The organism is Pseudomonas sp. Marseille-P9899, from assembly GCF_903166565.1.
Taxonomy (GTDB): Bacteria; Pseudomonadota; Gammaproteobacteria; order Pseudomonadales; family Pseudomonadaceae; genus Aquipseudomonas; species Aquipseudomonas huaxiensis.
The window spans coordinates 85,907-110,878 of record NZ_CAESCG010000006.1 but is presented as its reverse complement, the minus strand read 5'-3'; the positions used below and the strand labels follow the sequence as shown (position 1 = coordinate 110,878).

Annotated in this window: 11 protein-coding genes and 1 pseudogene; 4 read left to right on the top strand and 8 right to left on the bottom strand. The window is 66.0% G+C overall.

Annotation, left to right across the window (positions count from 1 at the left end; translation table 11 throughout):
* Positions 1 to 166: 166 nt before the first annotated feature.
* Positions 167 to 1,561, bottom strand: a complete 1,395-nt coding sequence (locus HWV67_RS24860; RefSeq protein ID WP_175653183.1) for an aminotransferase-like domain-containing protein — start codon at positions 1,559 to 1,561, stop codon at positions 167 to 169.
* Here HWV67_RS24860 and HWV67_RS24855 point away from each other — a divergent pair.
* The 4 genes from HWV67_RS24855 (at position 1,560) to HWV67_RS24840 (ending at position 5,542) form a co-directional block, all read left to right on the top strand.
* A complete protein-coding gene (locus HWV67_RS24855; protein ID WP_175653182.1) occupies positions 1,560 to 1,733 on the top strand; it encodes a hypothetical protein in 174 nt (57 codons plus the stop codon). The two genes, HWV67_RS24860 and HWV67_RS24855, sit on opposite strands and share 2 nt — an antisense overlap.
* A 39-nt stretch (positions 1,734 to 1,772) precedes the next feature.
* Positions 1,773 to 2,975, top strand: coding sequence for a benzoate/H(+) symporter BenE family transporter (locus tag HWV67_RS24850; RefSeq protein WP_175653181.1), 1,203 nt, complete (start codon positions 1,773 to 1,775; stop codon positions 2,973 to 2,975).
* A 270-nt stretch (positions 2,976 to 3,245) separates the two neighbouring features.
* Positions 3,246 to 4,853, top strand: coding sequence for a tetratricopeptide repeat-containing response regulator (locus HWV67_RS24845; protein ID WP_175653180.1), 1,608 nt, complete (start codon positions 3,246 to 3,248; stop codon positions 4,851 to 4,853).
* Positions 4,850 to 5,542 (top strand): sensor histidine kinase, encoded by a 693-nt coding sequence (locus tag HWV67_RS24840; protein ID WP_175653179.1) that lies wholly within the window; start codon positions 4,850 to 4,852, stop codon positions 5,540 to 5,542. Before HWV67_RS24845 ends, HWV67_RS24840 begins: the two co-directional genes overlap by 4 nt.
* A gap of 486 nt (positions 5,543 to 6,028) precedes the next feature.
* On the opposite strand, the gene HWV67_RS24835 is transcribed toward HWV67_RS24840, so the two are convergent.
* The 7 genes and pseudogenes from HWV67_RS24835 to HWV67_RS24805 form a co-directional block, all read right to left on the bottom strand.
* A complete protein-coding gene (locus tag HWV67_RS24835; RefSeq protein WP_175653178.1) occupies positions 6,029 to 6,331 on the bottom strand; it encodes a DUF3077 domain-containing protein in 303 nt (100 codons plus the stop codon).
* A gap of 488 nt (positions 6,332 to 6,819) precedes the next feature.
* Positions 6,820 to 7,602, bottom strand: a complete 783-nt coding sequence (locus tag HWV67_RS24830; RefSeq protein WP_175653177.1) for an ATP-grasp domain-containing protein — start codon at positions 7,600 to 7,602, stop codon at positions 6,820 to 6,822.
* Positions 7,603 to 7,675: 73 nt separating this feature from the next.
* Positions 7,676 to 9,765: pseudogene (locus HWV67_RS24825) on the bottom strand (HlyD family efflux transporter periplasmic adaptor subunit).
* Positions 9,766 to 11,112: an efflux RND transporter periplasmic adaptor subunit gene (locus tag HWV67_RS24820; RefSeq protein WP_175653176.1), complete on the bottom strand. Its 1,347-nt coding sequence runs from the start codon at positions 11,110 to 11,112 to the stop codon at positions 9,766 to 9,768.
* The gene (locus tag HWV67_RS24815) at positions 11,099 to 11,857 is read right to left on the bottom strand and encodes an efflux RND transporter periplasmic adaptor subunit (protein ID WP_175653175.1); all 759 of its coding nucleotides are present in this window, start codon (positions 11,855 to 11,857) and stop codon (positions 11,099 to 11,101) included. Before HWV67_RS24815 ends, HWV67_RS24820 begins: the two co-directional genes overlap by 14 nt.
* Positions 11,838 to 13,373, bottom strand: a complete 1,536-nt coding sequence (locus HWV67_RS24810) for a TolC family protein (RefSeq protein WP_175653174.1) — start codon at positions 13,371 to 13,373, stop codon at positions 11,838 to 11,840. The genes HWV67_RS24815 and HWV67_RS24810 overlap by 20 nt, the downstream gene beginning before the upstream one ends.
* A 149-nt stretch (positions 13,374 to 13,522) precedes the next feature.
* A complete protein-coding gene (locus HWV67_RS24805; RefSeq protein WP_175653173.1) occupies positions 13,523 to 24,829 on the bottom strand; it encodes a VCBS domain-containing protein in 11,307 nt (3,768 codons plus the stop codon).
* Positions 24,830 to 24,972 lie beyond the last annotated feature (143 nt).

Genomic DNA, 24,972 nt, shown 5'->3' with positions numbered 1-24,972 from the left:
GTGCCAAAGTAGCTCATGAACCTGTGGGAGCGAGCTTGCTCGCGAAGGGCTGCGAAGCGGCCCCAACCCAGACAACCTGGCATTGGGACCGCTTTGCGGTCCTTCGCGACGGTGCGGCGACCCGCCAAGCTCGCTCCCACAGGTTCCATGAAGATAGGAGGTCGACTCAGTAAAACCGCCGCGGATCCGAAGCCCCCGCCAGGCTCGCCAACTGGGTCAGCGCAAACCTCAATTCATCCTCGCGGGTCGGTGACATCAGCACCACCCGCACGCCGCGCGTCTCGCCGTTGCGCTCAGGCTGGAACTGCGATCCGCTAAGCACCTTCACCCCCTGCGCCCGCGCCAAAGTGGTGAATTCGTCCGCGCTCCACGGCTCCGGCAACTCCAGCCAGAGGTGATAGCTGTGGGCCTCGGCCCTGATTCGCAATCCCGGTAGCAACTCGCGCGCCAGTGCTTGGCGGCGTGCCGCTTCTTCGCGCTGGAGCCGCACCAGTTTCAATTCCAGCCCCTCTGCCAGGATGTTGCTCGCCAGTTGCGCAGTCAGCGGCGAGGGCATCCAGACGCTGCTGCGTACCATCGCCGTCAGCCGCGACAGCAGCCGCGGCGGGCTGTACAGGTAACCGATGCGCAGCGCCGGCAGCACCGACTTGGACAAACTGGTGAGGTACACCGACCGCTCCGGCGCATAGCTCGCCAACGGCCGCAGCGTGGTGTCGCTGGCGAGGAAACCGTAGATGTCGTCGTCCAGGATCAGGAAGTCGAATTCCTCGGCAATCGCCGCAATCTCCGCTCGCCGCTGGTGCGACATGGTGGCGGTGGTGGGGTTCTGGCAGGTGGCAACACACACCAGCATCGTCGGCCGCTCGCGCTGGCACAGCTCGCGCAGCGATGCGGGAATGATGCCTTGCTCGTCCATCTCCACGCCGCGCAGGCGCCGTTGCAGGCTGTGGGCCAGGGAGATGATCCCCGGATAGCACAGCGATTCGCAGAGGATCAGGTCGTTGCATTCAGTCAGTGCGCTGATCGCCACCAGCAGCCCGTGCTGGGCGCCGGCGGTGATCACCACCTGTTGCCACACGGCGTCCGGCAGCGAGTGGCGCAGCCATTGCGCGCCGGCTTCGCGGTGCGCGGGGTGGCCGCCATCGGGGGCGTAGTCGAGGGTCTGGGCGAAGTCGGTGCTGTTGGCCAGCTCCACCAGCGCGCTGCGCAACCACGATGTGGCGGTGTCGCTGGCGGGCTTGATGATGGACAGGTCGAGCACCTGGCTGCTGCCCTGCAACGGCGCCGCCGCGGCGACTGGCGCCGCGCTGATCTCGGCGGCAGGCGTGGCGCGGACGTAGGTGCCGCGGCCGACTTCACCCTGCAACAACCCGCGCCGCTGCGCCTCGCTGTAGGCGCGGCTGACCGTGCCCGGCGTGACCTGCAGCGCCTGCGCCAGCTCGCGCAAGGTCGGCAGGCGCTCGCCGGGGCTGAGCAGGCCGCTGGCGATATCCCGCGCCAGGGCGTCGGCAATCGACAGGTAAACGGGCTGGTTGAAGGCGTTGAGCAGGGGGACCCACATGGACATTGCTACCGATAAAAACAATGGCGTCGAGCCTATCACATCGCAGCAATCGGCCCGATGGGGCGATCAATACAGCGCTGTGGGCGACAGGGTTGAGGGGGAAGATATTTCAAAATGTTTAATTGAGTCTATTGAATTGATTCAATTGAATCGACTAGATTTGAAATGAGTCGAATCAATTTGCTCCCCGCCCCTCACTGGAGACTGTATGGAAACGTTGAGAAAAGACTGTTCGCTGTCGGCGATTGTCGCCGGGTTGATCGCTGTGATCATTTCCTACGCCGGCCCACTGATCATCGTTTTCCAGGCTGCCCGCGAGGCGCAGTTGTCGCCCGCCGAGGTGTCGTCGTGGATCTGGGCGATTTCCATCGGTAGCGGTATCACCGGCCTGTTGCTGAGCTGGCGCCTGCGCGCGCCGGTGATCACTGCCTGGTCCACGCCCGGCGCGGCGTTGCTGGTGTCGATGCTGCCGCAGGTGTCGCTGGCCGAAGCGGTGGGGGCGTATATCGTCGCTGCGCTGGTGATTGCGCTGGTCGGCTTGAGCGGTGCCTTCGACAAACTGATGAGCCGCCTGCCCAAGGCCATTGCCGCAGCGATGCTGGCCGGCATCCTGTTCCGTTTTGGCGCCGAGCTGTTCACCTCGATCAAGGTGCAGCCGTGGCTGGTGCTGTCGATGTTCGCCAGTTACCTGGTGTTCAAGCGCCTGTCGCCGCGCTACGCGATTCTCTCGGTGCTGATCGTCGGTTGCGCGGTGGCCGGCCTGCTCGGCCAGTTGAACAGCTCGGCGCTGACCCTGGCCCTGGCTGAACCGGCCTTCATCACGCCGCAATGGAGCTGGCACGCGATCATCAACATCGGTCTGCCGCTGGCATTGGTCAGCCTCACCGGGCAGTACGTGCCCGGCATGGCGGTGATGCGCAGCGCCGGCTACACCACCCCGGCGCGGCCGATCCTCGCGGTGACCGCCATCGGCTCGGTGCTGCTGGCGCCGTTCGGCTCCCACGGCTTCAACCTGGCGGCGATCACCGCAGCCATCTGCACCGGCCGCGAAGCCCACGAACAACCGAGCAAGCGCTATATCGCGGGGATCGCCTGCGGGGTGTTCTACATCCTCATGGGCACCTTCGGCGCAACCCTGGCCTCGGTATTTTCCGCCTTGCCCAAAGAGCTGATCGCCGCGCTGGCCGGACTGGCGCTGTTCGGCGCGATCATGACGGGGCTGGCGGGCGCCATGGCCGATGAGAAACAGCGTGAAGCGGCGCTGATCACCTTCCTGGTGACCGCCTCGGGCATGAGCTTCCTCGGCCTGGCCGCAGCGTTCTGGGGCCTGATCTTCGGCTTGGTCGCCCACGGGGTACTGACTTACAGCCGCCAACGCAGCGCCGCGGCCGCCGCAACCCCTGCCAATTGAGAGATAGCTCTCGTCTGTGACGCATGCGCGTTGTAAGGCACACGTCGGACGGCGATAATGGCACTTGGCTATCGCCGTTCCGGCTCCCCTCGTTTTACCGTCTGGCGCGATCAGCGCCACCGCGTGTTTCCCCGGCTCAAGCAATGGTTGCGCGCTGCCGATAGCGTAGCGAGGGTGACGGGTGATCGTGCCGGCCCGTCCCTTGCGGCGAAGCCGGGCCTGTCCTTGCGTGTGCGGGCGTCTCAATTATTTCAATGACAGGTTTTGTGGATGCTGGTTTACAGCCAAAAGAGTTTTCTGATCGTCGACGACTTCACCGATTTCCGCACGTCGTTGCGATCCATGCTGCGCGAAATGGGCATCAAGGACGTCGACACCGCCGAAAGTGGTGAAACCGCCATCCGCATGTGCGCGCAGAAGCGCTACGACTTCGTCCTGCACGACTTCCATATGGGCGACGGCAAGAAGAACGGCCAGCAGGTGCTCGAAGCCCTGATGCTGGACAAGCTGATCAGCCACGAATCGATCTTCGTCATGATCCCCGCCGAGAGCAGCCAGGCGGTGGTGCTCAGCGCCCTCGAATACGAGCCCGACGCCTCCCTGACCAAACCCTTCAACCGCCTCGGCCTGACCCAGCGGCTGGACAAACTGGTACAGCGCAAGACCCTGCTCAAGCCGATTCTCCAGGCGCTGGACCGTGGCCGCCCGGCCGAAGTGCTGGTGGCCTGCGAGCAGCTCTGCCGCCAGGACCCGCGCTTCGCCCCGCTGTGCCTGCGGTACCGCGCCGACGCCATGGCCGCGCTGAATCGCCATGAAGACCTGGAGCGTTTTCTCAAGGCCATCCTGGCCAACCGCCCGACGCCCTGGGCCTACGCGGCGCTGGGCAAACTGATGTTCAAGCGCGGCCAGATCGCCCAGGCCCAGGACGTCTACGAGCAGGCGATCAAAAGCTTCTCGATGATGCCCGGCCTGTACGACGGCCTCGCCGAAGTGCTCACCGCCAGCGGCGAACACCGCCGCGCCCAGCACGTGCTGGAAGACGCGGTGCGGCTGTCGCCGCTGGCGGTGAAGCGGCAGATGCTGCTGGGCAAACTGGCCCTGGGCAACGCCGACTTCGAAAGCGCCTCGCGGGCCTACCGCCAGGCGGTCAGTCAAGGTCAGAACTCGCGCTTCAAAGACCCGGAAAGCAACCTTGGCCTGGCCCAGGCGCTGATCAACAAGAACGCCGGCAACGGCCTCGATGCCCGCACCCGGGTCGAGATCAATCAGGTGCTCGGCGATGTCGCCAAGGAATACGGCGAAGACCAGGGCCTGCAAGTGCGCGCCCGCCTGATCAAGGCCACCGGCCTGCAGCAGGCCGGCGACGCCGAGACCGCCGCCAAACTCACCGAGGCGGCCATGGCCCGCCTCGACACCATGGACCAGTTCTTCTCCGCCGAAGCCGCCCTCGCCGTGGCCGCGCAGCTCAAGCAACTGGGCCAGGAAGACGCCGGAAAATCGATCCTGAAAAACTGCGTCGAGGTCTACGGCGACGACAACGCGGTGATGAAAAACATCGCCAAGCTCACCGACGACCCGGCCATCCTTGGTGCCGGCAACGAAGCGGTCGACCTTAACCGCCAAGGCGTGCGCAGCTACCAGGCCGGGCAGATGAACGAAGCCCTGGAGCTGTTCCGCAAGGCGCTGAAACTGCAACCGAAGAACATCAGCATCGCCCTCAATACCGCCCAGGCGCTGCTGCGTCTTGGCGGTGAGCAACCGGCGGCGGCGGTGCTGCAGGAATGTCGTGATTGCCTGGCCAAGGTGGCCGGCATTCCCGATACCGATCCGCGCTATGAGCGCTACCGCAAACTGCGCATCCGCGCCGTGGGGACATGATGTCTAAGCAATCGGGGCTGGATTTTTCCACGGTGATCGCCTCCACCGTGCACGACATGAAGAACTCCCTCGCCATGCTCATGCAGGCTCATAGCCAATGGCAGGCACGTCTGCAGGACCAACAGCATCACGCGCCGGAACAGGTGGTGATCGAACACGAATTCGCCCACCTCAACGGCATGCTCGTGCAGTTGCTTGGCCTGTACAAACTGGGCATCAACCAGTTGCCGATGCTCCCGGACTATCACGACCTCGATGACTTCATCGGCGGGTTGCTCGCTGGCTACGAGGGTATTCTCGTCAGCCGCGACATCGTTGCCCGCTTCGAGATTGATGAGGCTGCGCCGCTGGGGTTCTTCGACCGCGAGCTGGTGGGGTCGGTGGTGTCCAACATCATCAACAACGCCACGCGCTATGCCGGTCACGCCTTGCTGGTGACCGTGCGGGAAGAGGGCGAGATGCTGGTCATCAGCATCAACGACGACGGCACCGGCTTCCCCGCGAAGATGATCGAGCAGCAGGACCAGTACGTGCAGGGCATCGAACACAGCACCGCGAGCACGGGCCTCGGCCTGTACTTCGCCGCCCGCATCGCCGCGCTGCATGAGCGTAATGGCGTGCAGGGGCGGATCGAAATTGCCAATGGCGGGGCGTTGGGGGGTGGGTTGTTCAGGATGTATTTGCCGTGATTGATGGGGCGTTTTCTGGCGCTTGAAGATCGTTAGGGCATAAGGCTGGGGATCGGGTAATGGCGGCCAGGTGCTAGCCGATGGTTTTTCAGCGCTCTCAAGATCGAGCGCCGCCCGCGCGGCGCATCGCGAGCAAGCTCGCTCCTACAATGGTTGCAACGTGCCTAAGTCTGCCAGGCCATGGTTGACCGCCTTGTTTGTACGACGCGGGATCGAGTCGACCTCAACAGCCTCCCCGCGATTTATCGCCAAACGCCAAAGGCGGGCAACACCTCTCTGACAGGCCATGGCACGTTGCAAAAAATGTAGGAGCGAGCTTGCTCGCGATGCGCCGCGCGGGCGGCGCTCGATCTTGAGAGCGCTGAAGACCTGCCGGCTAGCACATGGCGGCCACCTCAAGACCAGAAACTGTGCAGATACCCAGAATAAGGCCCTGACGCTCAAAACCCTCACAACCTGGTCCTGACCCCCAAGGCCCCAGCCGATTCAGCGCGCAGCCTGTTGCCTCGCCACGCCCGCCCGCAATGAGTCCACCAGCGCCTGTGACATCTCAAGGACATGTTGGTTGGACCAGAGCAATTCGCTCATTCCGCTGTCGTCTTCCGCTGTTTCGCAGGCCTGGTAATTGTTGTCCCACGACAGACGCAGCAATCCCGCGAGCTGCTCCAGGGCGTGGCCGATTTCGACACCGTCGCAGACGGCGAACAAGGGGGCTTTTGTGGTCGGGGAAGGGCTGAAGGGATGGTGGGTGGTGGTGATGGGTGGTGGATCGGGGACGAGCTTTTTCATGGGTAACCTCTCACGATTAGTGGAGTCACCTCACGTCGCTGCTAAACGAAGGGTGGCGACTGTACGCGGGTTAGCAGACCGGTCATGAGAGACACCGGCGCACCCGAAGGTGCCCACACGCACAGCCGCCATAACAGGTTGCTGGTGGTCTCTCACAAAAACGGACTGCTAATCCGGTCGTTGATTTGGCAACGACCCGGGGAGACTAGGCAGCGTTTCCAGAGAGCGCAACACGCAGGCGGGGGGCGGAAGTATGCTTGGGAAGTTGCCTACAAGAAAGTCGGAGATCGGTGAAGTTTCGTTGCGTTATGCGACATCTTGGTTGTCAGAGGCTGGCCGAAAGATCTTCAGCGCCCTTGAGATCGAGCGCCGCCCGCGCGGCGCTCGATCTTGAGGGCGCTGAAGACCTGCCGGCTGGCACATGGCGGCCATTACAAGACCCGCTCAGACACCTATGTCCTAGGGTGCATCTCCTCTCGCGAGGTCTCTCACCCCACCTCACCCAACACCCAAACAAACCCCTCCACCGACCATTCCTTACGATCCGACACCTGACCGTCACCCAACTCCACGATCCGCAGCACGCCATCTGACCTGAGCACGACGTCAACCGAGAAGAACGGACTGTCGATCACCCGGGAACATTCGCTCACCAACGCCGGCACTTCACCGTCGGCCCCATAGGCCTGTCCGTTGACCACGAAGTAGCGGCGCTCGGTTTCTTCGCGGTAGTCCTCTCGCCGTCTGACGCAGATTCCGCCTTCAATCTGGCCGCGATACTGGCGCATCACTTCGATCAGTGGGGCGATGTCTTCGGGCTTGTCCACCAGGCTGCCGGACCCCGTGTTCAAAGACTTCACGTAGTCCTTGATGAAGTAGCCCGGCCAATGCAGACCCGCGAGTGCCTGGCAGAAGTCCGCATCACTGGCCAGCACCACGGTTTCGCTGGTGTGAGCGACGAGCAGCGGATACCACTCCGGCAAGTGATGGCAGCGGCGGTATTGCGCTGGGGTAGTGACTTCAACGGCGCCCTTGTCGCGCAGGTGGCGGACCAGCGTGGCGTAAGCGTCAGGCGTCAGCATCCAGCCTCGGTACAGCACCCTGTCGCCGGGCGCGAGTGGCGGTGACACCTTGAAAATCCCCGACTCGAAATCCTCGAACGAGAACAACGCGGTGTGCAGCCCGGCCGCGACGGCTGCATCGAATTCGTCAGCGTACTGTTCATCGGGGCGTTTGTTGTCGAACGGGTCACTCGGATACAGCAGGCGCATGGGATTTCCATCCTGGAAAGTGATGCCCCGCATAGTACTCAGCCCGATGCGGTACGTGGGCATTGTTTGAGTGTCAGAATCCACCCTCCCGCAACCCAACCCCGCCACCCACCGCCCGAAGTCCCCAGCAAACTCCGCCGCTCCCCTCGATCTTCAACCGCCCCGCGTTTCCCGCACTTGCTCCAGCGGTGCATCCAGCGCCACCAGCACCTGGAACAGCGCGCTGCTCGGCACCATCTGCTCCTGCGCGGTCACTTGCACCGGGCCGCCGAAGTGCGCCGACAACATGCGGTGCGCCAGTTGCCCGGCGCGGGTGCTACCGATTGCCAGCACTCGCCCGCTGACCGGGGCGGTGTGGCCTTCGGGGTAGAAGCGCACCGGGTCGCCCACGGCGATGCGGTGCACCTGGTCTTGCGCGACGTAGGCGTCGATCTGCCAGTGCCGCGGGTCGATGAGGATGCCCAGCGGTTCCTGGCGGTTGACCCACTGACCCGGCTTCCAGTCGGGGTTGAGGTCGAGCCAGGTGCCGGCGAACGGCGCCTGCAGGTTCAGCCGGGCAATTTCGGTGCGGGTGGCGCGGGTTTCTTCGATCTGTACGTTGAGGCGCTGGCGGGTGGCGGCGTCTTCGGCGAGGCCCGAAGGGTCGGCCAGCAGGCCGGACAAGCGCGCTTCGTAGCTGCGGGCATTGGCTTCGCTGCTGCTCAGGCGCGAGGCAAGGTCGGGCTCGTCGAGGGGGGCCAGCACTTGCCCGGCCTCGACCGGGGCGCTGCCATGCACCGATTGCAGCCGCGCCGGAAAGGGCGAATAGCCCCGCCACTGGTGTTCGGTGCGGGCCACGCCGACGGCGTCGATCTGGCTGTGCCAGGGAATCGCCAGCCCGGCCAGCCCCAACAGCAGCAGGCCGTTGAACAGCACTTTGCGCAGGCGCGGGATGCGCGCACGTTCGCGCCACCAGTGGCCCAGTTCGCGCATCACGGGCAGGGCGATGAACCACGACAGTTCGACCATGAACAGAACGATCCCCAGCAGTTTGAAGAAGAACAGGTACACCGCCACGGCGATGCCGAGAAACAGCACCAGGCGGTACAGCCAGGTGACGATGGCGAAAGCCACCAGCGCACGCCGCTGGCCGGTCGGAAACGGCTCCGGCCAGGGCTCGTCGAGGCCAAGCAGGTTGCGCCGCAGGGCGACCCGGGCCAGCGCCGAGGCGCGTTCGTGCAGGTTGGGAAAGTCCAGCAAGTCGCTGAGGATGAAGTAGCCGTCGAAGCGCATGAACGGGCTGGCGTTGAGCGCCAGCGACAACAGCCAACTGGTGGTGGCGAGGTAGAGCAGGGCGTTGCGCAGGGCGCCGGGATCACACAGCGCCCAGCCAAGGGTGGCCAGGCCCGCCAGCGACAGTTCGGTGATGATTCCCGCCGAGGCGATCGCCAGACGCTGGCGCGAGCGTTGCAGTTTCCAGCTCTCGCCGGTGTCGGTGTAGAGCATCGGCCAGAGCACGACGAAGGCGATGCCCATGTGCCCGACCCGCAAACCGAGGCGGGTGGCAACCAGGGCGTGGCCGAGTTCGTGGAGGGTCTTGGCGACGATCAAGGCCAGGGCAAAGCTGAACAGGCCTTCGGTGGAAAACGACTCGACCACGGCGTGGGTGAAGCTGTCCCACTGCTGCATCACCAGGATGATGCCGATCACGCTGAGGACGATCACCAGCAACCCGGTCAGCGGGTGGAACAGCCAGCCCAAGACGTCGGCCAGGCGTTGCAGGCCGGCTTGCGGGCGTAGCAGCGGGATGCGGAAAAACAGGTAGTGGTGCAGCCACCAGCGCCAGCTCGACCAGGTGCGTTCCTGGCTTTTCGCTTGCAGCCGCGCCAGTTGCGCGGGGCCGGGGCGCAGCAGTTGGTGTTGGTCGAGGAACTGGCGGAAGTCGAGGACTTGTTCGACATCGGGCTTCAATGCGGTGTCGTCGGCGATCTTCTGGCTGATCTGCCGCGGCGTGCCACCCCAGCGCAGCAGGCATTCGAATTCCAGCCAGCCGATGCGGTAGAAACGGTTGAGCACGGTGTCCTGAATCACCCAGGCCGGCTCGCCGCTGCTGCCGTTGGCGGCTTCGCTCAGGCGCAGGTCTTCGCGCAGCGGCGGCAGGGGCTGGTCGGCGGGTTCGAGCATTTACCAGCCGCTCCAGGCACGCAACGTCGCCAGCGGACGGCGCAGCAAGTAGTAACCCAGCAGCACGTGGCCGCTGTAGAGCTTGGCGGTGCCGTGCAGGCCGAGGCGGGCGTGCTCGGGTTGTCCGTCGATGCTCGCCAGCAGGCGATAGGCGACCACGCCTTCGTCACTGGGGCGGGCCTGGTAGCTGGTTTCGAGGATCGTGCCCTTGAGCGGGCTCAGCGGGTAGGCAGTGAGGAACAGCGTCACTTCGGCGCCCGGCTCCAGGGCGATGGCGTCGGCCACCGCGAGCTGAATCTGCATGGCCGGTTGCGTCGGGTCGGCGACCTGCATGATGCGCTCGCCGGTCACCACCGGTTTGCCCAGCCAGTCGTTGGGGTCGCTGAACACCGCGACCCCGGCCCGTGGCGCCAGCACCTGGGTGCGGCGCAACTGCGCTTGCACGGCTGCAAGTTCGGCGCGGCGTTGCTGGGCGCGGCCGTCGAGCAGGGTCAGTTCGCCCTTGCTCTGCGGGTTGTCGAAGGCGCGCTGGCTGGCGGCGAGCAGCTCGGCATCGGCTACTGCGACTTCTTTGCCGAGCACGTCGGCGCGGCTGCGCAGGGTGGTTTCGTCAAGGCTGAACAACGTCGTGCCGGCTTCGACCGGCTGGTTAGGGCGGACCTGGATCTGCGCGATCACACCGTCGATCGGCGAGCTGATGATCTGCGCCTGACGCGAGACGATCTGCGCCGGCGCCAGTGCGGTCTGTCGCACCGGAATCAGCAGCATGCCGACCAGCACCAGCAGGCCCAGCAGCAGGCGCTTGCGGTCCAGACGCCAGCGGCCCAGGCGCTTGCGCCGGGTCAGCGCGCTCCAGCAATAGGCCCAGGTGCCGGCGAGGCCACCGATCTGCTGGCGCAGCACTTGTGGCGGCGGCTCGTCGAGCAGCAGCAGGAGCAGGCCGAGGCGGCGTTCGTCGCGGTCGTGCACGGGAATGCACCAGACACCCGTCGGCCACCATTCGCTCCAGCCGTCGCCGATATCTTCTGGGGGTTGGGTGGTTTCGGCGGTGAGCCACGCGGGCTCGGGGCCGGGCACCTGTTCGGCGACCCAGCGGCTGGCGCGGTTCAGCCACACCAGGTACGGCGAGTCTTCGGTGGGCCGGGCGAGGCCCGAGACGCTGAGCAGTTCCAGCGTCTTGTCGTGGCTGGCGAACACCAGAGCCTGGTGAAACGGCAGGATCGGGTAGAGGTCGTTGGCCATGCTGAACGCCAGGGCGTTCAGCGAATCAGCGGCCTGGGCCTTGTCGCGCAGGGTGTCGAGTTGCAGCAGCAGGTGCGGGTGGGGCAACGGCTCATTCATTGTCATGGTTGAACCGCGCGGTGCCGCTCATGCCGGCCATCAGGTCGGGGTATTTCTCGTCCAGCCGCGCTTCCAGCTCCACGGTCTGGGCCACGGCGTCGACCCGGGCGTTGATCACGCTGACCTTGGCCGGGTAGGTCTTGCCGGTTTCGTGGATGGTGACTTGCAGCGGCAGGCCGGGCTTGAGGTTTTTCAACTGGCTGGAGGGCACGTTGAGGCGCACCTTCAGCGCGCCGTCGCTGACCAGGTCGAACAGCGGCGTGCCGGCGCTGACGGTTTGGTAGGGTTTGACGTAGACCTTGGCGACATGCCCGGAAAACGGCGCCAGCACCTGGCAATAGCCGCTCTGCGCATCGCCCATGGCGCGGGCGCCGTCGGCCTTGAGCACTTCGGTGTTGGCCATCGACACCTCGATATCGCCGACGGCATCGAGCTTGCGCAGTTGTTTTTTCGCTTCCAGGTTTTGCTTCGCCATCGCCAGTTCTGCGGCGGCGACTTTGCTGCGGGCCTGGGCTTCGTTGCAGTTGAAGCGGGCGAGCACGGCGGACTTGCCGACGTGCTCGCCAAAGCCGGCGCTGAGTTCGCCGAGGGTGCCGTTCATCTGGCTGGAGAGGGTGGGTTCCAATTCCGCCGCCAGCAGCACGCGGACGGTGGGCGCGGCTGCAGCGGGTGTTTCGTCGGCCTGGACGCCGAGGCTGGCCAGGGCCAGCACCACGGCGAGACTGCGAGGATCAACGACCGGCTTGGGCATTCGGGATTCCTTGTTGGCTAATGAGCAGGCGCTGGCGCTCCTGGTCATTGAGGGTGTTCTGGATTTCCCGGGCGAGGGTCTTGATGTCGTGTTTGTCGATTTCGGTGGGCAGTACGTCCAGGCCCACCGAGTTGTACAGCCGGCCCCAGGCCGCCTGGGCGCTGGAGAAGGCGGCTTCGCGCTGGTAGCGGGCGAGCAGGTAGCGGCCTTCGGCGCGGATCACTTCCAGCTCCGAGCCGAGGGCGCCGGTTTTTGCTGCGGTGGCGTAATCCAGCAGGCTGCGGTCGACCCGCAGGCTGTCGTCGGTGAAGGCCACTTCCTGGCGCGCCAACTGGTAGCGCAGCGCGCCGACCCGCACCTGGGTGAGGATCGCCATCGACAGGGCGACGCGGCGGGCGTCGTCGGTTTCGCTCTGGGACTTGGCGGCGTTGTTGATCGACGGCAGTTGCAGCAGGCGCAACAGGTTCATCGAGACTTGCAGGCCGGTGCCCATCCAGTCGCTGTTGTAGAGGTATTTGTTGGAGTCGTACTTGTAGCCGAAATCGACGCTGACGTTCGGCCACAGCTGCGCCTTGGCGATGTCCAGGTCTTTCTGGTTGACCCGCTTGCGGTACCACTCTTCCATGATTTCCGGGCGGTTCTGCAGCGACAGTTGCTCAAGCTGCGCCATGCTCTGGTGTAGTTCCGGCAACGGTGCTTCGGCAGTGTCGGCCAGGACCATTTTCGAGCCCGGTGGCAGCGACATCAGCGCGGCCAGTTCGGCGTTGGCGAACTCCAGGTCCTGGCGGCGCACGGTCAGCAGGTAGATGGAATCGAGCAGGGCGCGCTGGTAGGCGAGGATTTCCTGGCGCGGCAGCAGGCCCTTGTTTTCCGCTTCGCGGGCCGAGGTCAGGGCGCGGTGGGTGCGCATCAGCAGCTTGTCGACTTCCGGCATCAAGCGCTGGGCGCCGAGGGCGCGCCAGTAGGCGTTGCGCACGTCTTGCAGGACGTTCTGCGCGACCTTGCGGCGGCGTTCTTCGGCCATGAGGATCTGGTCGGATTTCTGCTGGGTACGGTAATACGCGACGCCGAAATCCAGCAGGCTCCAGCTCAGGCCCAGGCCGTAGAGTTCGCGGTAGCGTTCTTCGGAGGTGGACGGCCGCAGGCTGACCTGGCGGTCCTCGATGCCGATGGAGGTGCCGCCGGAATCGTTGTTACGCCCGGCGTAACCGGCGGAGGCCACCAGGCGCGGCAGCATCTCGTGGCTGGAGACGTCGCGCAGGTCGGAGGCCAGCGCGCTTTCCATCAGTTTGAGGCGGTAGTCGAGGTTGTATTTCAGGGCGCGGGCGGCCGCTTCGTAGAAGGTGATCGGCGCCGTGACCGGCTCCTGTTCGCCATACATGCGGGTCTGGTCGGCGAGGATGCGCTGGCGGTTTTCTTCTTCGCTGGGCGGCTTGGTTTCCAGCGAGGAGCAGGCGCTGAGCAGCAGCGCCGACGCGAGGGCGGGGACGTAAAACCGGGCTGCGGGTTTTGGCATGTTCAATCCTTTGCGATCACCAAAGATGGGGGGCTGCGTTGCAGCCCTTCGCGAGCGAGCTCGCTCCCACAGGGACGCTGCTGATTCTCTGTGGGAGCGAGCTTGCTCGCGAAGGGGCGCAAAGCGGCCCCAGAAGATGACATTGAGCTTCATGGGCGCCCCCCCTTGTGCTTGCGCTCGGCAGCATTACGCAATTGCGCACTGAAGCCGCGAGCAGGGCGGGGCTGTTCGGGTTCGACGTGGGACGGGTTGCGGGTCATTTCCGTGATGTCGGTGGCAAACAGCGACGGATCGCTCAGCAACCCGTCGGCGCTGAGCCCGGTGCGGCCTTCGCGGCCCATGATCCAGGCCATGTCCTGGTCGCTGGCGGTGCGGCTGTCGCGGACCGACTGGGACACGAACTGTCCGGGTGTCAGGCCCAATCCAGCGCCCAGCGATTCGCTTTGCATCGCCATCACGCTGGACAGGCGCATGCGGTTGCCGTCGGTGCCCCACTCGGCCACCTTCTGCTGCTCTTCGTCGCGCTCCACCACCGGGGTGATGAAGATCGCCGGGGTGCGGTCGAACAGCGCCGGGTTCGGCGTGCGCGGGAGCTCCTGGTACGGGAAGTTATCCACACCCGGCGCCGGGATGAACGGCGTGGCGATGTCGAGGGTGATCACCAGTTCGGCCTGGTCGGTGGCGCCGGCGAGGTCTTGCACGGTGTAGGTGAAAACGTCGCGCAGCACCTGGCCAAGGCCGGCGGCGGCGAGCACCTCCGGGTTGTTCAGGTCGATGCTGTAGGTGTAGCTGCCGTCGGCATTGAGGATCAACGTGCCGTAGCGGCCCTGGATCGGCTGGCCGATGACTCCCGCATTACCCGTGCCCGCCTCGGCCCCCGTACGGATGCCCGACACCACCAGCGCATCGCCGCCATCGACATCGCTGTCGTTGGGCAGCACGTTGCCGCTGGTTTGCGGCGCCGGCGTCTGGTCGCTGGCGACGTTGCTGTCATCGCGGGCCACCGGGGCGTCGTTGGCGCCCTGGATGATGATGGTCAGGCGGGCGTCGGCGGTGGCCCCGGCGGTGTCGCGCATGCGGTAGTTGAAGGTTTCGCGCAGGGTTTCACCCGCCGTGCGCAGCGCCTGGACCAGCGGGTTGGCGTTGTCGAGGGTGTAGGTGTAGCTGCCGTCGGCATTGAGCAGCAGTTGCCCGTAACGGCCGATCAGCACCTGGCCGGCCGCCGCTGACTGGCCGCTGTCGTTGCTGACGCTGACCACCTGTTTGCTCTCGCCATTGGCGACGCTGTCGACGTCGCTGTCGTTGTCCAGCACGTTGCCGGTGGCATTGCTGCCCGGCGTGCCGTTGGCCACGCCACCGGCTTCGACGGCGGTGCCGCTGTCGTCGCGGGCGACCGGGGTGTCGTTGCGGCCATCGATGGTGATGCGCAGTTCGGCCTGGCTGGTGTCTTTCCAGCGGTCGGCGAGGGTGTAGCTGAACACTTCGCTGAGGGTCTGGCCGCTGACGCGCAGGGCCTGCACTTCGGCGAGGCTGTTGTCGACGGTGTAGGTCCAGCTGCCATCGGCGTTGATCACCAGTTCGCCATAGCGTCCGCGCAGCACATTGCCGAGGCTGCCGGCGGTGCCGCTTTCGTTCAGCGCGCCGGTACGGATTTCGGTGACGTGCAGCGGATCGAACTCGGGGTCGGTGTCGTTGGCCAGCACGTTGCCGCTGGGGTTGAGCCCCGGCGTGCCGTTGTTGCTGCCGCCGGCCTCGATGGCGGTGGCGCTGTCATTGACACCGGTTGGCGCGTCGTTGACGCCGCGCACGAAGATATGGATCTGCGCCAGATCGGTGAGCCCGCCGCGGTCGGTGACCTCATAGGTGAAGTACTCGTTGAGCAGTTCCACCGGGCCGAGGCTGCGCACCAGCGGGTTGCTCGAATCGACGATGTAGGTGTAGCTGCCGTCGGCGCCGATGATCAGTTGCCCGTAGAGGCCGTTGATCAGGGTGCCGTTGGTGTTGTTGGTGCCGCTGTTGACCTTGTCCAGCGTACCGCCGGCAGCCTCGGTGCCGAAGCGGATACCAGTGATCTGCAGCGCATCGCCCTGGTCCACGTCCGTGTCGTTTTCCAGCGCATTGCGGGTCGGGTTGACGCCGTTGTTGCCGCCGTTGTCGGCCACGGCGACGGTGGTGTCATCGCGTGCGACCGGGGCGTCCCAGGCGCCGTCGATGCGGATGCTCAGTTGCGCCACATCGGTGGCGCCGGCGGTATCGCGCATGCGGTAGGTGAAGGTTTCCACCAGGCTGTCGCCGACTTTCAGCGCCTGCACCGTGGCCAGGTCGTTGTTGAGCACGTAGCTGTAGCCGCCGTTGGCGTTGATGGTCAGAGTGCCGTACAGGCCGGCGATGCTCTGGCCGCCGCCGAGGGTGGTGAAGGTGCCGCCCGCCGCTTCGCTGCCGGTGCGGATGTCGGTGACAGTCTTGGTGTCGCTGGCATCCACGTCGCGATCGTTGGTCAGCACGTTGCCGGTGGGGTTGACGCCGGGCGTGCCGTTGCCGGTGCCACCGGCTTCGACGGCGACGGCAGTGTCGTCCACGGCCAGCGGGTTGTCGTTGGCGCCCCGGATGACCACGGTCAGGGTCGCCGAACTGCTGGCGCCGGCCAGGTCGCGGATCTGGTAGGTGAAGACTTCCCGCAGAATTTCACCGCTGGTGCGCAGGGATTGCACCAGCGGATTGTCGTTGTCGACCACGTAGCTGTAGTTGCCGTTGGCATCCAGGGTCAGGGTGCCGTAGAGGCCCTTGAATGGCGTGCCGACGGTGCCGATCAGGCCGCTTTGGCGTACGCCGGTGACTTGCAGTACGTCATTGCCATCGACGTCGATATCGTTGGCCAGCACGTTGCCGCTCGGGTTGGTGCCGGGGGTGCCGTTGTTCAGGCCACCCGCTTCGACGGCGATGGCGGTGTCGTTCTGCGCAACCGGCGTGTCATTACGGCCCTGGATGTTGATGGTCAGGGTGGCGCGGTCTTCGGCGCCGGCGGCGTCGATCACCGTGTAGCTGAAGTCGTCGACCAGGCTGTCGCCGTCGCGCAGGGCCTGGACCGCAGCCATGGCGTTGTCGAGGCGATAGCTGTAGCTGCCGTCGGCGTTGAGGGTCAGCCAGCCGTAGTTGCCACGCAGTTCCTGGCCGAGAATGCCGTCGGTGCCGCTGCCGGTTTCAGTGCCGGTGCGCACCGAAGACACGGCGCGAGTCTCGCCGTAGTCGTGGTCGGGCAGGTCGCCGGGTACTTCGCCGCCGTCCACGTCGGTGTCGTTGTCCAGCACGTTGCCACGCGGATCGACGCCGGGCTGGTTGTTGTTCAGGCCACCGGCCTCGATGGCGGTGGCGCTGTCGTCGTTGGCCACCGGAGCATCGTTGCGCCCGCTGATGATCACGATGATTTCCGCAGCATCGACCTGCGCCGGCGAGCCGCCGTCGCTCTGGGTGTAGGTGAAGCGTTCGAACAGCAGGTCGCTGGCCTGGCGCAGGGCCTGGACCTCGGAATTGTTGTTGTCCAGCACGTAGGTGTAGGTGCCGTCGGGGTGGATGGTCAGGCTGCCGTAGGCGCCGAACACCTGGGTGCCGCCCGGTGCCACGCCGATCGCCATGCCTGGTTCGTTGATGCCGCCAGTCTTGATCAGCACCACGCTCAGCGGATCGCCCTCGGGGTCGTGGGTCACGCTGGTCACGTCGCCGCTGGGGTCCAGGCCCGGCGTCTGGTTGCCCACGCCGCCGGCCTCGACGGCGACGACGATGGTGTTCTGCGCCACGGGCGGATCGTTGACGCCGTGCACGGTGATCACCAGTTGCGCGGTGTCGGTGAGGCCGGCGGTGTCCACCACGCGGTAGGTGAAGTATTCGGTGACGGTCTGCCCGGCGGCCAGGCTCTGGACGATGGCGTTGGTGCTGTCCACGTCGTAGGCATAGGAACCGTCGGCGCCGAGGATCAGCCGGCCGTAAAGGCCCGTCACCACCACGCCGCCGACCAGGCTGCTGTTGGGCGGCACGGCGATCAACACGTCGGTTTGCGGGTTGTAGGTGGCCTCGCTTTTGTTGATCACGCCGTCGACGTGCAGCTTGCTGCCGGGGCGGTCGACTGCATCGACGTCGGTATCGACGCCGTTGCCGCCGGCCTGGTTGATGCTGCCGGGGCGGCTGGGGAACAGGATGACGTTGCCGGACGGGTTGCTCTCGGCGGCGTTGCCGTTGGAGGTGGCGGCCTGGGCGCTGGCGTAGTCGTCGCTGGCCACCGGGTTGTCGTTGGCGCCCTGGATGGTGATGCGCAGTTGCGCCACGTCGTTGAGGCCGCCGGCGTCGGTCACCCGGTAGCTGAACACTTCGCTCAACTGCTGGCCGGCGCTGAGGCGCTGCACCGTGAGGTTGCCGTTGTTGACCACGTAGCGGTAGCTGCCATCGGGGTTGATGGTCAGGCTGCCGTAAAGGCCGGTGACCACCGTGGCGCCGCTGACTTGGGTGAACGCGCCGGTGCTGAGTTCGGGGGCCAGGCGGATGCCGGTGACGGTCTTGGTCTCGCCGTTGGCGACGCTGTCGACGTCGGTGTCGTTACTCAGCACGTTGCCCGTGGCGTCGCTGCCCGGCGTGCCGTTGAACACGCCACCGGCTTCGACGGCAGTGCCTTCGTCATCCACCGCCACCGGGGTGTCGTTGGCGCCGCGGATGGTCACGGTGAGGGTGGCGCTGTCGGTGGCGCCGGCGAGGTCGCTGACCACGTAGTCGAAGCGCTCGACGAGGGTCTGCCCGTTCAGGCGCAGGGCTTCCACTGCCGGGTTGCTGTTGTCCACGCGGTACTGGTAGGAGCCGTTGCTGCCGATGATCAGGTTGCCGTACTGGCCGGTGATCACCACGATCCCGACATCCGGCAGGCTGGTGGCGTTGCCGTTGGCCGGGCCGACCGAGACCACGTGCAGGCGGTCGGCGTTGGTGGCGATATCGACGTCGGTGTCGTTGCTCAGCAGGTTGCCGCGCGGGTCGATGCCGAGAATGTTGTTGCGGGTGCCGCCGGCTTCCTGTGCGGTGATGACGTCGTCCACGGCAATCGGCGCGTCGTTCACCGGGGCGAGGATGATCTGCAGGCTGTCGGTGTCGGTCAGGGCATCGGCGGGGGTGCCGGGGATGCCGTCGCCGTTGGCGTCGCCGTAGTTGCCGAGGTCGTTGCTGACCACGGTGAGGGTGTCGGTGCCGTTGAAGTTGGCGTTGCCCAGGTAGCGCAGGCTGGCGAGCACTGCGTTGAGCTCGGCCAGGTTGCCGGTGAGGGTCAGGCTGGCGCTGTTGGCGCCGGTCACGCTGACGCCCGGCAGGCTGCTGGTCAGCGACAGGGTGCCGTGAAGCACGCTGAGGGTGACGCTGATGGCGCGCCCGGCGATGTCCGGATCACGGTTGGCGTCGATGTCGGCAACGCTGATGCCGCCGATCGCCAGCGGTACATCTTCGAAGCCGTTCTGGGTGCCTGGCAGGCTGTTGACCGGCGCGTCGTTCTGCTCGACGTAGCCGGCGTTGGCGCTCTGCGTATCGGCGTCACCCAGGCTGATGATGATCTGCCCGAGGGCGCCGCCGTCGCTGTCGATGCGCACCCGCAAATCGCCCAGCGGCTGTGGATAACTGACCAGCCCGGCAGGCGCGTCGATGCGGTACACGCCCAGCGGCAGCACGCCGAAGTGGTAGCGGCCGTTGGCGTCGGTGACGGTGCTGAATTGCAAGTTGTCGGCGGTGGTGTCGAGGTTGCCGTCGAGGCCGGCCCAGGTCAGGGTCACGGTCTGTCCGGCCAGGCCCGGGCCATCGGGAGTGGTGCTGGCGGTGGCCGAGGCGGTGTCGTCCCACAGGGTGCCGCTGATGATGCCGAGGCCCGCATTGTCGCGCAGGATGTAGCGGTTGGGGCCGACGCCGCTGCCGGTACGTTCGCCGTCGACACTGCCGTCGCTGCCCACCGCCGAGCCGCCCCAGCCGGTGAAGGTTTCCGGCAGGCTGGTCCAGGTCAGGGTGGCGTCGCTGCTGGCGGTGACTGCGGCGTTGGTCAGGGTCACCTGGTAGCGCACGCTGACCTGATCGCCGACATTGAGCTGGCTGAAATCGACGCTGATGCCGCCGCTGGCGCTGGCAGTCACTCCGTTGGGCAGGTTGCCGGGGCCGTAGTTGACGCCGTTGATGTTGACGCTGAGCAGGGTGTAATTGCTGCCGCCGCCGAAGCTGTCGCGCAGTTGCGCGTCGTAGGCCGGCAGGCCGCCGTTCTGGGTGAAGTTCAGTTGCACGGTGGCGGTGCCGGTGGTGCCGCCGGGGTTGGGGTCGAAGCCGATGATCTGTTTGTCGAGGCCGTTGAAGGACGGCTCGACGATGCGCTCGAACAGGGTGTCGCTGCCGGCCCGGGCGATGCCGTTGACGTGCTCGCTGGCCTGCACGCCGAGCACGGCGCCGGCGCTGTTGCTGGCCTGGTTGTTGACCCGCACGTTGAATTCCAGCACCACGCTTTCGAGGTCGTCGTCGAAGCCGTTGCCGTTGACCACGTTGCCGAGGTTGAAGGTCACCACCTGGCTGCCGTCGCTGTTGGTCACCACGCTGACCCGCGTCGGGTCGAACACGCCTTGCGGCGCCAGGCCGGTCAGGCCCGGGGTGATCGGCAGGGTTTCGCTGCTGTGTTCGTTGCCGTCGATGTTCAGGCTGCCGCCGACGATCAGGTTGGCGTCGCTGATCAACCCGCCGTTGGAGACGAAGGCGATGCGCAGGGCATTGCTCAGGGCGTCGGGGCTGATGAATTGCAAGCCGTTGGCCAGGGTGACCTGCACCGAGTAATTGGGGTTGTTGCCCTCGGGCACCACCACCACTACGCGGTAGCGGATCACCTCGCCGATGGTCACCGCCTCCTGGGCTGCGGTGGTGGGCGAGGGCGCGGGGGTATCGGTGAGGCCGCCGACGCGGGAGATCTGGATCGCCTGGGCCACCGGGATCACCAGTGCCGAGAGGTTGCGGTAATCGTTGAGCACGCCGCTGTTGAGCAACCCGTCAACGCCATTGCGCTCGCCACTGTTGCCGCCGTCGAGGCTGGTCCACTGCACGGTGGCGATGTTGCTGAACGAGGCTTGGGACGCGGCGGTGGCGTTGACCACGCCGGTCAGGTTGAGAACGATGCTGCCGCCCTTGGCGATGTCGATGTTGGCGCCGCTGGCGGTGCGCAACTGGCCGCCGACAATCTCGAAATCCACCCCGCCATTGTTGGTGGCGCCGTTCTGGTAGAGCACGCCGGTGAGGGTGACGTTGTTCAACTGGCTCGGCAGGTTGTCCAGCAGGCTGATGTCAAAGGCATCAAAATCGTTGCCGCTGCTGCCGTTGCGCAGGGTGATGGTGAAGGTCACCACGTCGCCCTGGTCGTAACCGCCCTGGCCGGCGGTGGAGGTCAGCACCTGGCTGATCTGCAGCGTCGGTTCGCGCAGGGTGACGGTGGGCTGGCCGCCGCTCAGCGCGACGGTGCGGTCTTGCGCGGCGCTGCCGTTGGGCATGTCGCCGTCAGGGTCGCTGTAGAACAGTTGCGCGCTGTTTTGCAGCGACTTGTTGGCCTGGTTGCCGATCACGTTGCTGGCGACCAACTGCACGCGGATGACGAAGCTGTTGTTGTCGGTACGGTTGTCGGCGGCCGCGCCGGCGGCGCTGAAGGTCCAGCGCGCATCCGCGCCATCGTCGCCGAGGGCGCCGCCCTGGCCGGCGAAGGTGCCGACGGTGACACTGCCGGCGAAGTCCGCGGCAAGGCTGCCGCTGCCGGCGCGGGTGGTGATCAGTTGGTAACCCTGGCCGCCGTTGAAGCTGGTGTCCAGGCGTAGGCCGGGCGGAATCAGGTCTTCGATGCGCAGGGTCTGGGTGGTGCCTTCGGGCAGGGTGATGAGGATGTCGTAGCGCATGCTCTCGCCCACCACCAGGTCGCTGCCGGTGGTGTGGCTGGCGCTGGAGTCGCCGTTGTCGAGGCTGCCGTCGGCGAAGTTCTTGCTGATGACCGGCGCGGCGATCTGCTGGCTGGCGAGGTCGGTGAGGTCCACCGGGGTGAAGTCGCTGCCGCCGTTGACGCTGGCGTAGTTGCTCAGGGTCGCGGTGCTTTGCAGGCTGCGTCCGGCATCGATGCTGTCGCTGACCACGACGTCGTAGCTGATCACCACGAGGTTGGCGCCACTGTTGTCGGCGGCGGTGCCGTTGCGTCCGGCCAGCAGGGTGGCCTGGCCTCCGGCGTCGAGGAAGGTGATCTGCTGGCCATTGACGCTGTAGTCGACGCCGGCCACCAGCGCGGTGCCGTCGCCCCGGTAAATTTGCAGGTTGGCCGCGGCCAGGCTGCCGCCGACAAAACTCAGGCCGGCAGGCAGGGTGATGCCGGTAGTGACGTCGTACGCGCCGCCGCCACCGCTGTTTTCGATGGCCGTGGCCAGGCGCAGGCGGTCGCCGCCGTCGATGCCGCTGACGTTGCCGTCCACTGCTGCAAGGTCGGTGACGCTGCCGTTGAACGGCCTGCCGCTGGTGCCCGGCGGGTTCCAGCTTCCGGTGGTGTTGCTGACGGTGCCGTTGGACGACGACACCACGCCGTGCTTGATCGACAGCACCGGCTCGGCGACGGAAACGATCACCGCCACGTCCGATGAAATCAGCGTGCGGTCGGTGAGGGTGGTCTGCTGGCTCGACTGCGCGAGCACGTCCAGCGAGCGCTGGTCGGCGAACGGCTGGTCGCCCACTTGCAGGGTGAAGCGCACGACGATGCGGCTGCCGTTGGTGTCGGCGGTGACATGGCTACCGAAGTCGAAGGTGATCGAGTTGCCGATGCCGCTGGTGACACTCACCAGACTGCCGCCGTTGGTGTTGCCGGGGCCGATCTGCCACTGCCCGGCGTTGTCGCCGACGCTCCAGTTGACCCCGGAAACGTTGAACAGCGGCAGCGGCAGGTAGGCGGTGAGCTTGAACTGCTCGTAGTCGCCGGTGACCAGATCGTAGCTGAGTTCGAAGGTGACTTCATCGCTAGGGCGCAGTTCGCCGTTGGCCGGCGGCGTGCCGTTGTTCACTTCCACCAGTTCGATATCGACGGTGTTGGTCGGGATCACGCTGGTGCTGGTGGAGTCGTCTGTCTGGCTCTGGCCGGTGAGGTTGAAGATGTCGTGCAGCAGGGTGCCTTCGACCACGGCGCTGTTGCCCAACTCGTCGCCTTCGTTGATCTCGTTGTGCGGTGCGCCGGCCGGTGGCGTATAGGCCTGGCCGACCACGGCGGAATAGCTGAGCACGGCCAGCACCGCGCCTTCGCGGCGGTCGTCGAAGGCCAGGTCGCCATTGAGCCAGCCGCGCAGGTTGGAGAAGGCGTTGCGCAGCGACTGGGCGATATCGAAGGCCATCGCCGTGCTGCCATCGCTGTTGGTCACCACGCTGGTGACCAGGGCGATGGTCTGCGGAACGCCGGCCAGGGTCACGGTGATGGTCGGGGTGCCGCTGAGCGTCTGGCCGTCGCTGAGCAGGTCGCGGACGATCAGTTGCCCTTCGTTGAAGAAGTCGCGGCCAAAGGCGAAGTAGTCGGAAATCGCCAGGGTCAGGTTGTAGCGCAGGGTGTCGCCGGGGGTGATACCGGTCTGGCCGATATCGGTCTGCAGGTTCACCTCTTTGAGCAAGGTGATGGACTTGGCGATGAAGTCGGTGGGCCGTCCGGTGCCGGTGAAATCGATGTTGTCACCGGGAGTGGCGACGTCACGCGGGTCCAGCGGCACCCATTCGCCGGCGGCGGTGGGCGCGCCCAGGGTGATGGTGCGCGGCGCGCCGGTGACCGGGTCGAGCACCGGCTTGCCGGTGGCGTCGACGTCCGGCACATAGAAATTGACCACGGTGTCGGTGGCGGCGGCGAGGCTGTCGTACTCGACGCTGAAGCTGCTGATGAAAATGTCGTCGGCGGCGATCAAGGCAGCAATGGCCGTCGGGTCGGTGACCACGGTGCCGTCGTTGAGGGTGATGGACGTCAGCCGCCCGCCGGCGCCGGGGGTAATGGCGGTGACCTGGACGTTGTCCGGCAGCGGCTGGGTGACCACCACGTGAGTGAGGGTCTGGCCGGGTGCCGGGGTCACGGTGACGGTCAGCGTGCGGCCGTAGTTGGGGCCGGTGGCCGTCTCGCCCTCGGGGGTGGTGAGGGTCTGGTCGAGGGTAATCACCGTCGGGTGCACGACAAAGGCCGACGAGCCGCTGCCGATCAGGCTCGGGTCGTTGGTCGGGTTGTCCAGCGCATCGTTGCCGAACTGGAAGCCGCCGCTGGCGCGAATGGTCAGGTCGGGGTTGCCGTTGGAGAAGTTGGTGTCGGCCAGGTTGCTCAGGCTGGCGGTGACCTGCACCGGGATTACCGGCTGGTTGGTCGAGACGCTGGCGAACGGCAGTTCGACCACCACCAGTTGGTCCCCGGCGCGCAGGCCGAAGGTGCTGGCGTTGATCAGCAGGGCGTTGCCGCTGGCGTCCTTGGCCAGCGGGTGGGTGGCATTGCCGGCGGCGTCGAAGGTGACCACGTGGGTCACCAGCGTCTGGCCCAGATAGCTGGCGGAAATGAATTTGACGCCGTCGTCACCATCCTTGCCGGTGCTCGGCATGAACAGGTTGATGAACGGCGCGTAGCCTTCCTGGCCGGAGCTGTTGGTGAAGTTCACGGTGAAGGTGAAGGTATCGCCGAGCAGCACGTCGCTGCCGCCGCTGGGCAGGCTGACGGTGGGCGCGGCATCGGCCAGCAGGCCGTCGAAACTGGCCAGGGCGGTGGCGCTCAGGGCGATGCTCTTGTCGATCACGCCGACTTGGGTTTCCAGGGTCCAGTCGCCACCTGCGGCGGCGCTGCCGGTGTCGTTGCTGGAGGCGGCGACGTCCGCGCCGGTCCAGCGCGCCAGTTCGCTGACCAGGGTCTTGCCCGCCTCGCCGGCACCGACGCTGCAGCCGTAGAGCTGGATATCGGCGCCGGCGCTGAGGTGGTCGCTCCACTGCTGCAGGGTCTGGCCGAGCTGGTCGATGTTGTCGGCGCTAACCGTGCGGTTGCCGAGGGTGAACTGCCCGGCGGCGCCGTGGGACAGCACCTGCACCGAGTCGACCTGGCCCAGTTGCGCCAGGGCTGCGGAAATCGCCGCGAGCCCGTCCTCGTTGCTGTTGACCACCAGCGCACTGACGTTGGCGGGCAACTGCGCCAGCAGTTGCTCCTTGTTCTCGATCCGGCTGTCCAGCACCAGCAGGCTGCGCGCCGCCGACGGCGTGGCTTCGCTGGCGGGACGGGCTTCGGTCTGGGTGGCGTGCGGGCTGGTGTCGTCGGGGCGGGCCGGATCGCCGTGCTGCGAATCGGAGGCCGCAACCGCGGCTGCGCCATCGAAGAGAATCCGCGGTTCGAGCGCCAAGGCCTGGCGTTGCGGACGAAAATGCAGCGACGTGGAGCGAGAGGAACCTGGCATAGGACAAGTCTCAAAAAAGCGTGGTAATACATTCCGTTGTAAACACAGCCCACTCTGGACCAGATGAGACTAGGAGTATTTCCGCAAATTTCCAATGACTTGGCGCACGATTCTGGTGCGCGTGAGAACGGGTGCTCAATTTA

Excerpts from the sequence above, each read along its gene's own strand:
- HWV67_RS24820 (WP_175653176.1), bottom strand. The coding sequence starts at position 11,112 with ATGACAATGAATGAGCCGTTGCCCCACCCGCACCTGCTGCTGCAACTC.
- HWV67_RS24805 (WP_175653173.1), bottom strand. The coding sequence starts at position 24,829 with ATGCCAGGTTCCTCTCGCTCCACGTCGCTGCATTTTCGTCCGCAACGC.
- HWV67_RS24860 (WP_175653183.1), bottom strand. The coding sequence starts at position 1,561 with ATGTGGGTCCCCCTGCTCAACGCCTTCAACCAGCCCGTTTACCTGTCG.
- HWV67_RS24815 (WP_175653175.1), bottom strand. The coding sequence starts at position 11,857 with ATGCCCAAGCCGGTCGTTGATCCTCGCAGTCTCGCCGTGGTGCTGGCC.
- HWV67_RS24840 (WP_175653179.1), top strand. The coding sequence starts at position 4,850 with ATGATGTCTAAGCAATCGGGGCTGGATTTTTCCACGGTGATCGCCTCC.
- HWV67_RS24845 (WP_175653180.1), top strand. The coding sequence starts at position 3,246 with ATGCTGGTTTACAGCCAAAAGAGTTTTCTGATCGTCGACGACTTCACC.
- HWV67_RS24810 (WP_175653174.1), bottom strand. The coding sequence starts at position 13,373 with ATGCCAAAACCCGCAGCCCGGTTTTACGTCCCCGCCCTCGCGTCGGCG.
- HWV67_RS24835 (WP_175653178.1), bottom strand. The coding sequence starts at position 6,331 with ATGAAAAAGCTCGTCCCCGATCCACCACCCATCACCACCACCCACCAT.
- HWV67_RS24830 (WP_175653177.1), bottom strand. The coding sequence starts at position 7,602 with ATGCGCCTGCTGTATCCGAGTGACCCGTTCGACAACAAACGCCCCGAT.
- HWV67_RS24850 (WP_175653181.1), top strand. The coding sequence starts at position 1,773 with ATGGAAACGTTGAGAAAAGACTGTTCGCTGTCGGCGATTGTCGCCGGG.
- HWV67_RS24855 (WP_175653182.1), top strand. The coding sequence starts at position 1,560 with ATGGACATTGCTACCGATAAAAACAATGGCGTCGAGCCTATCACATCG.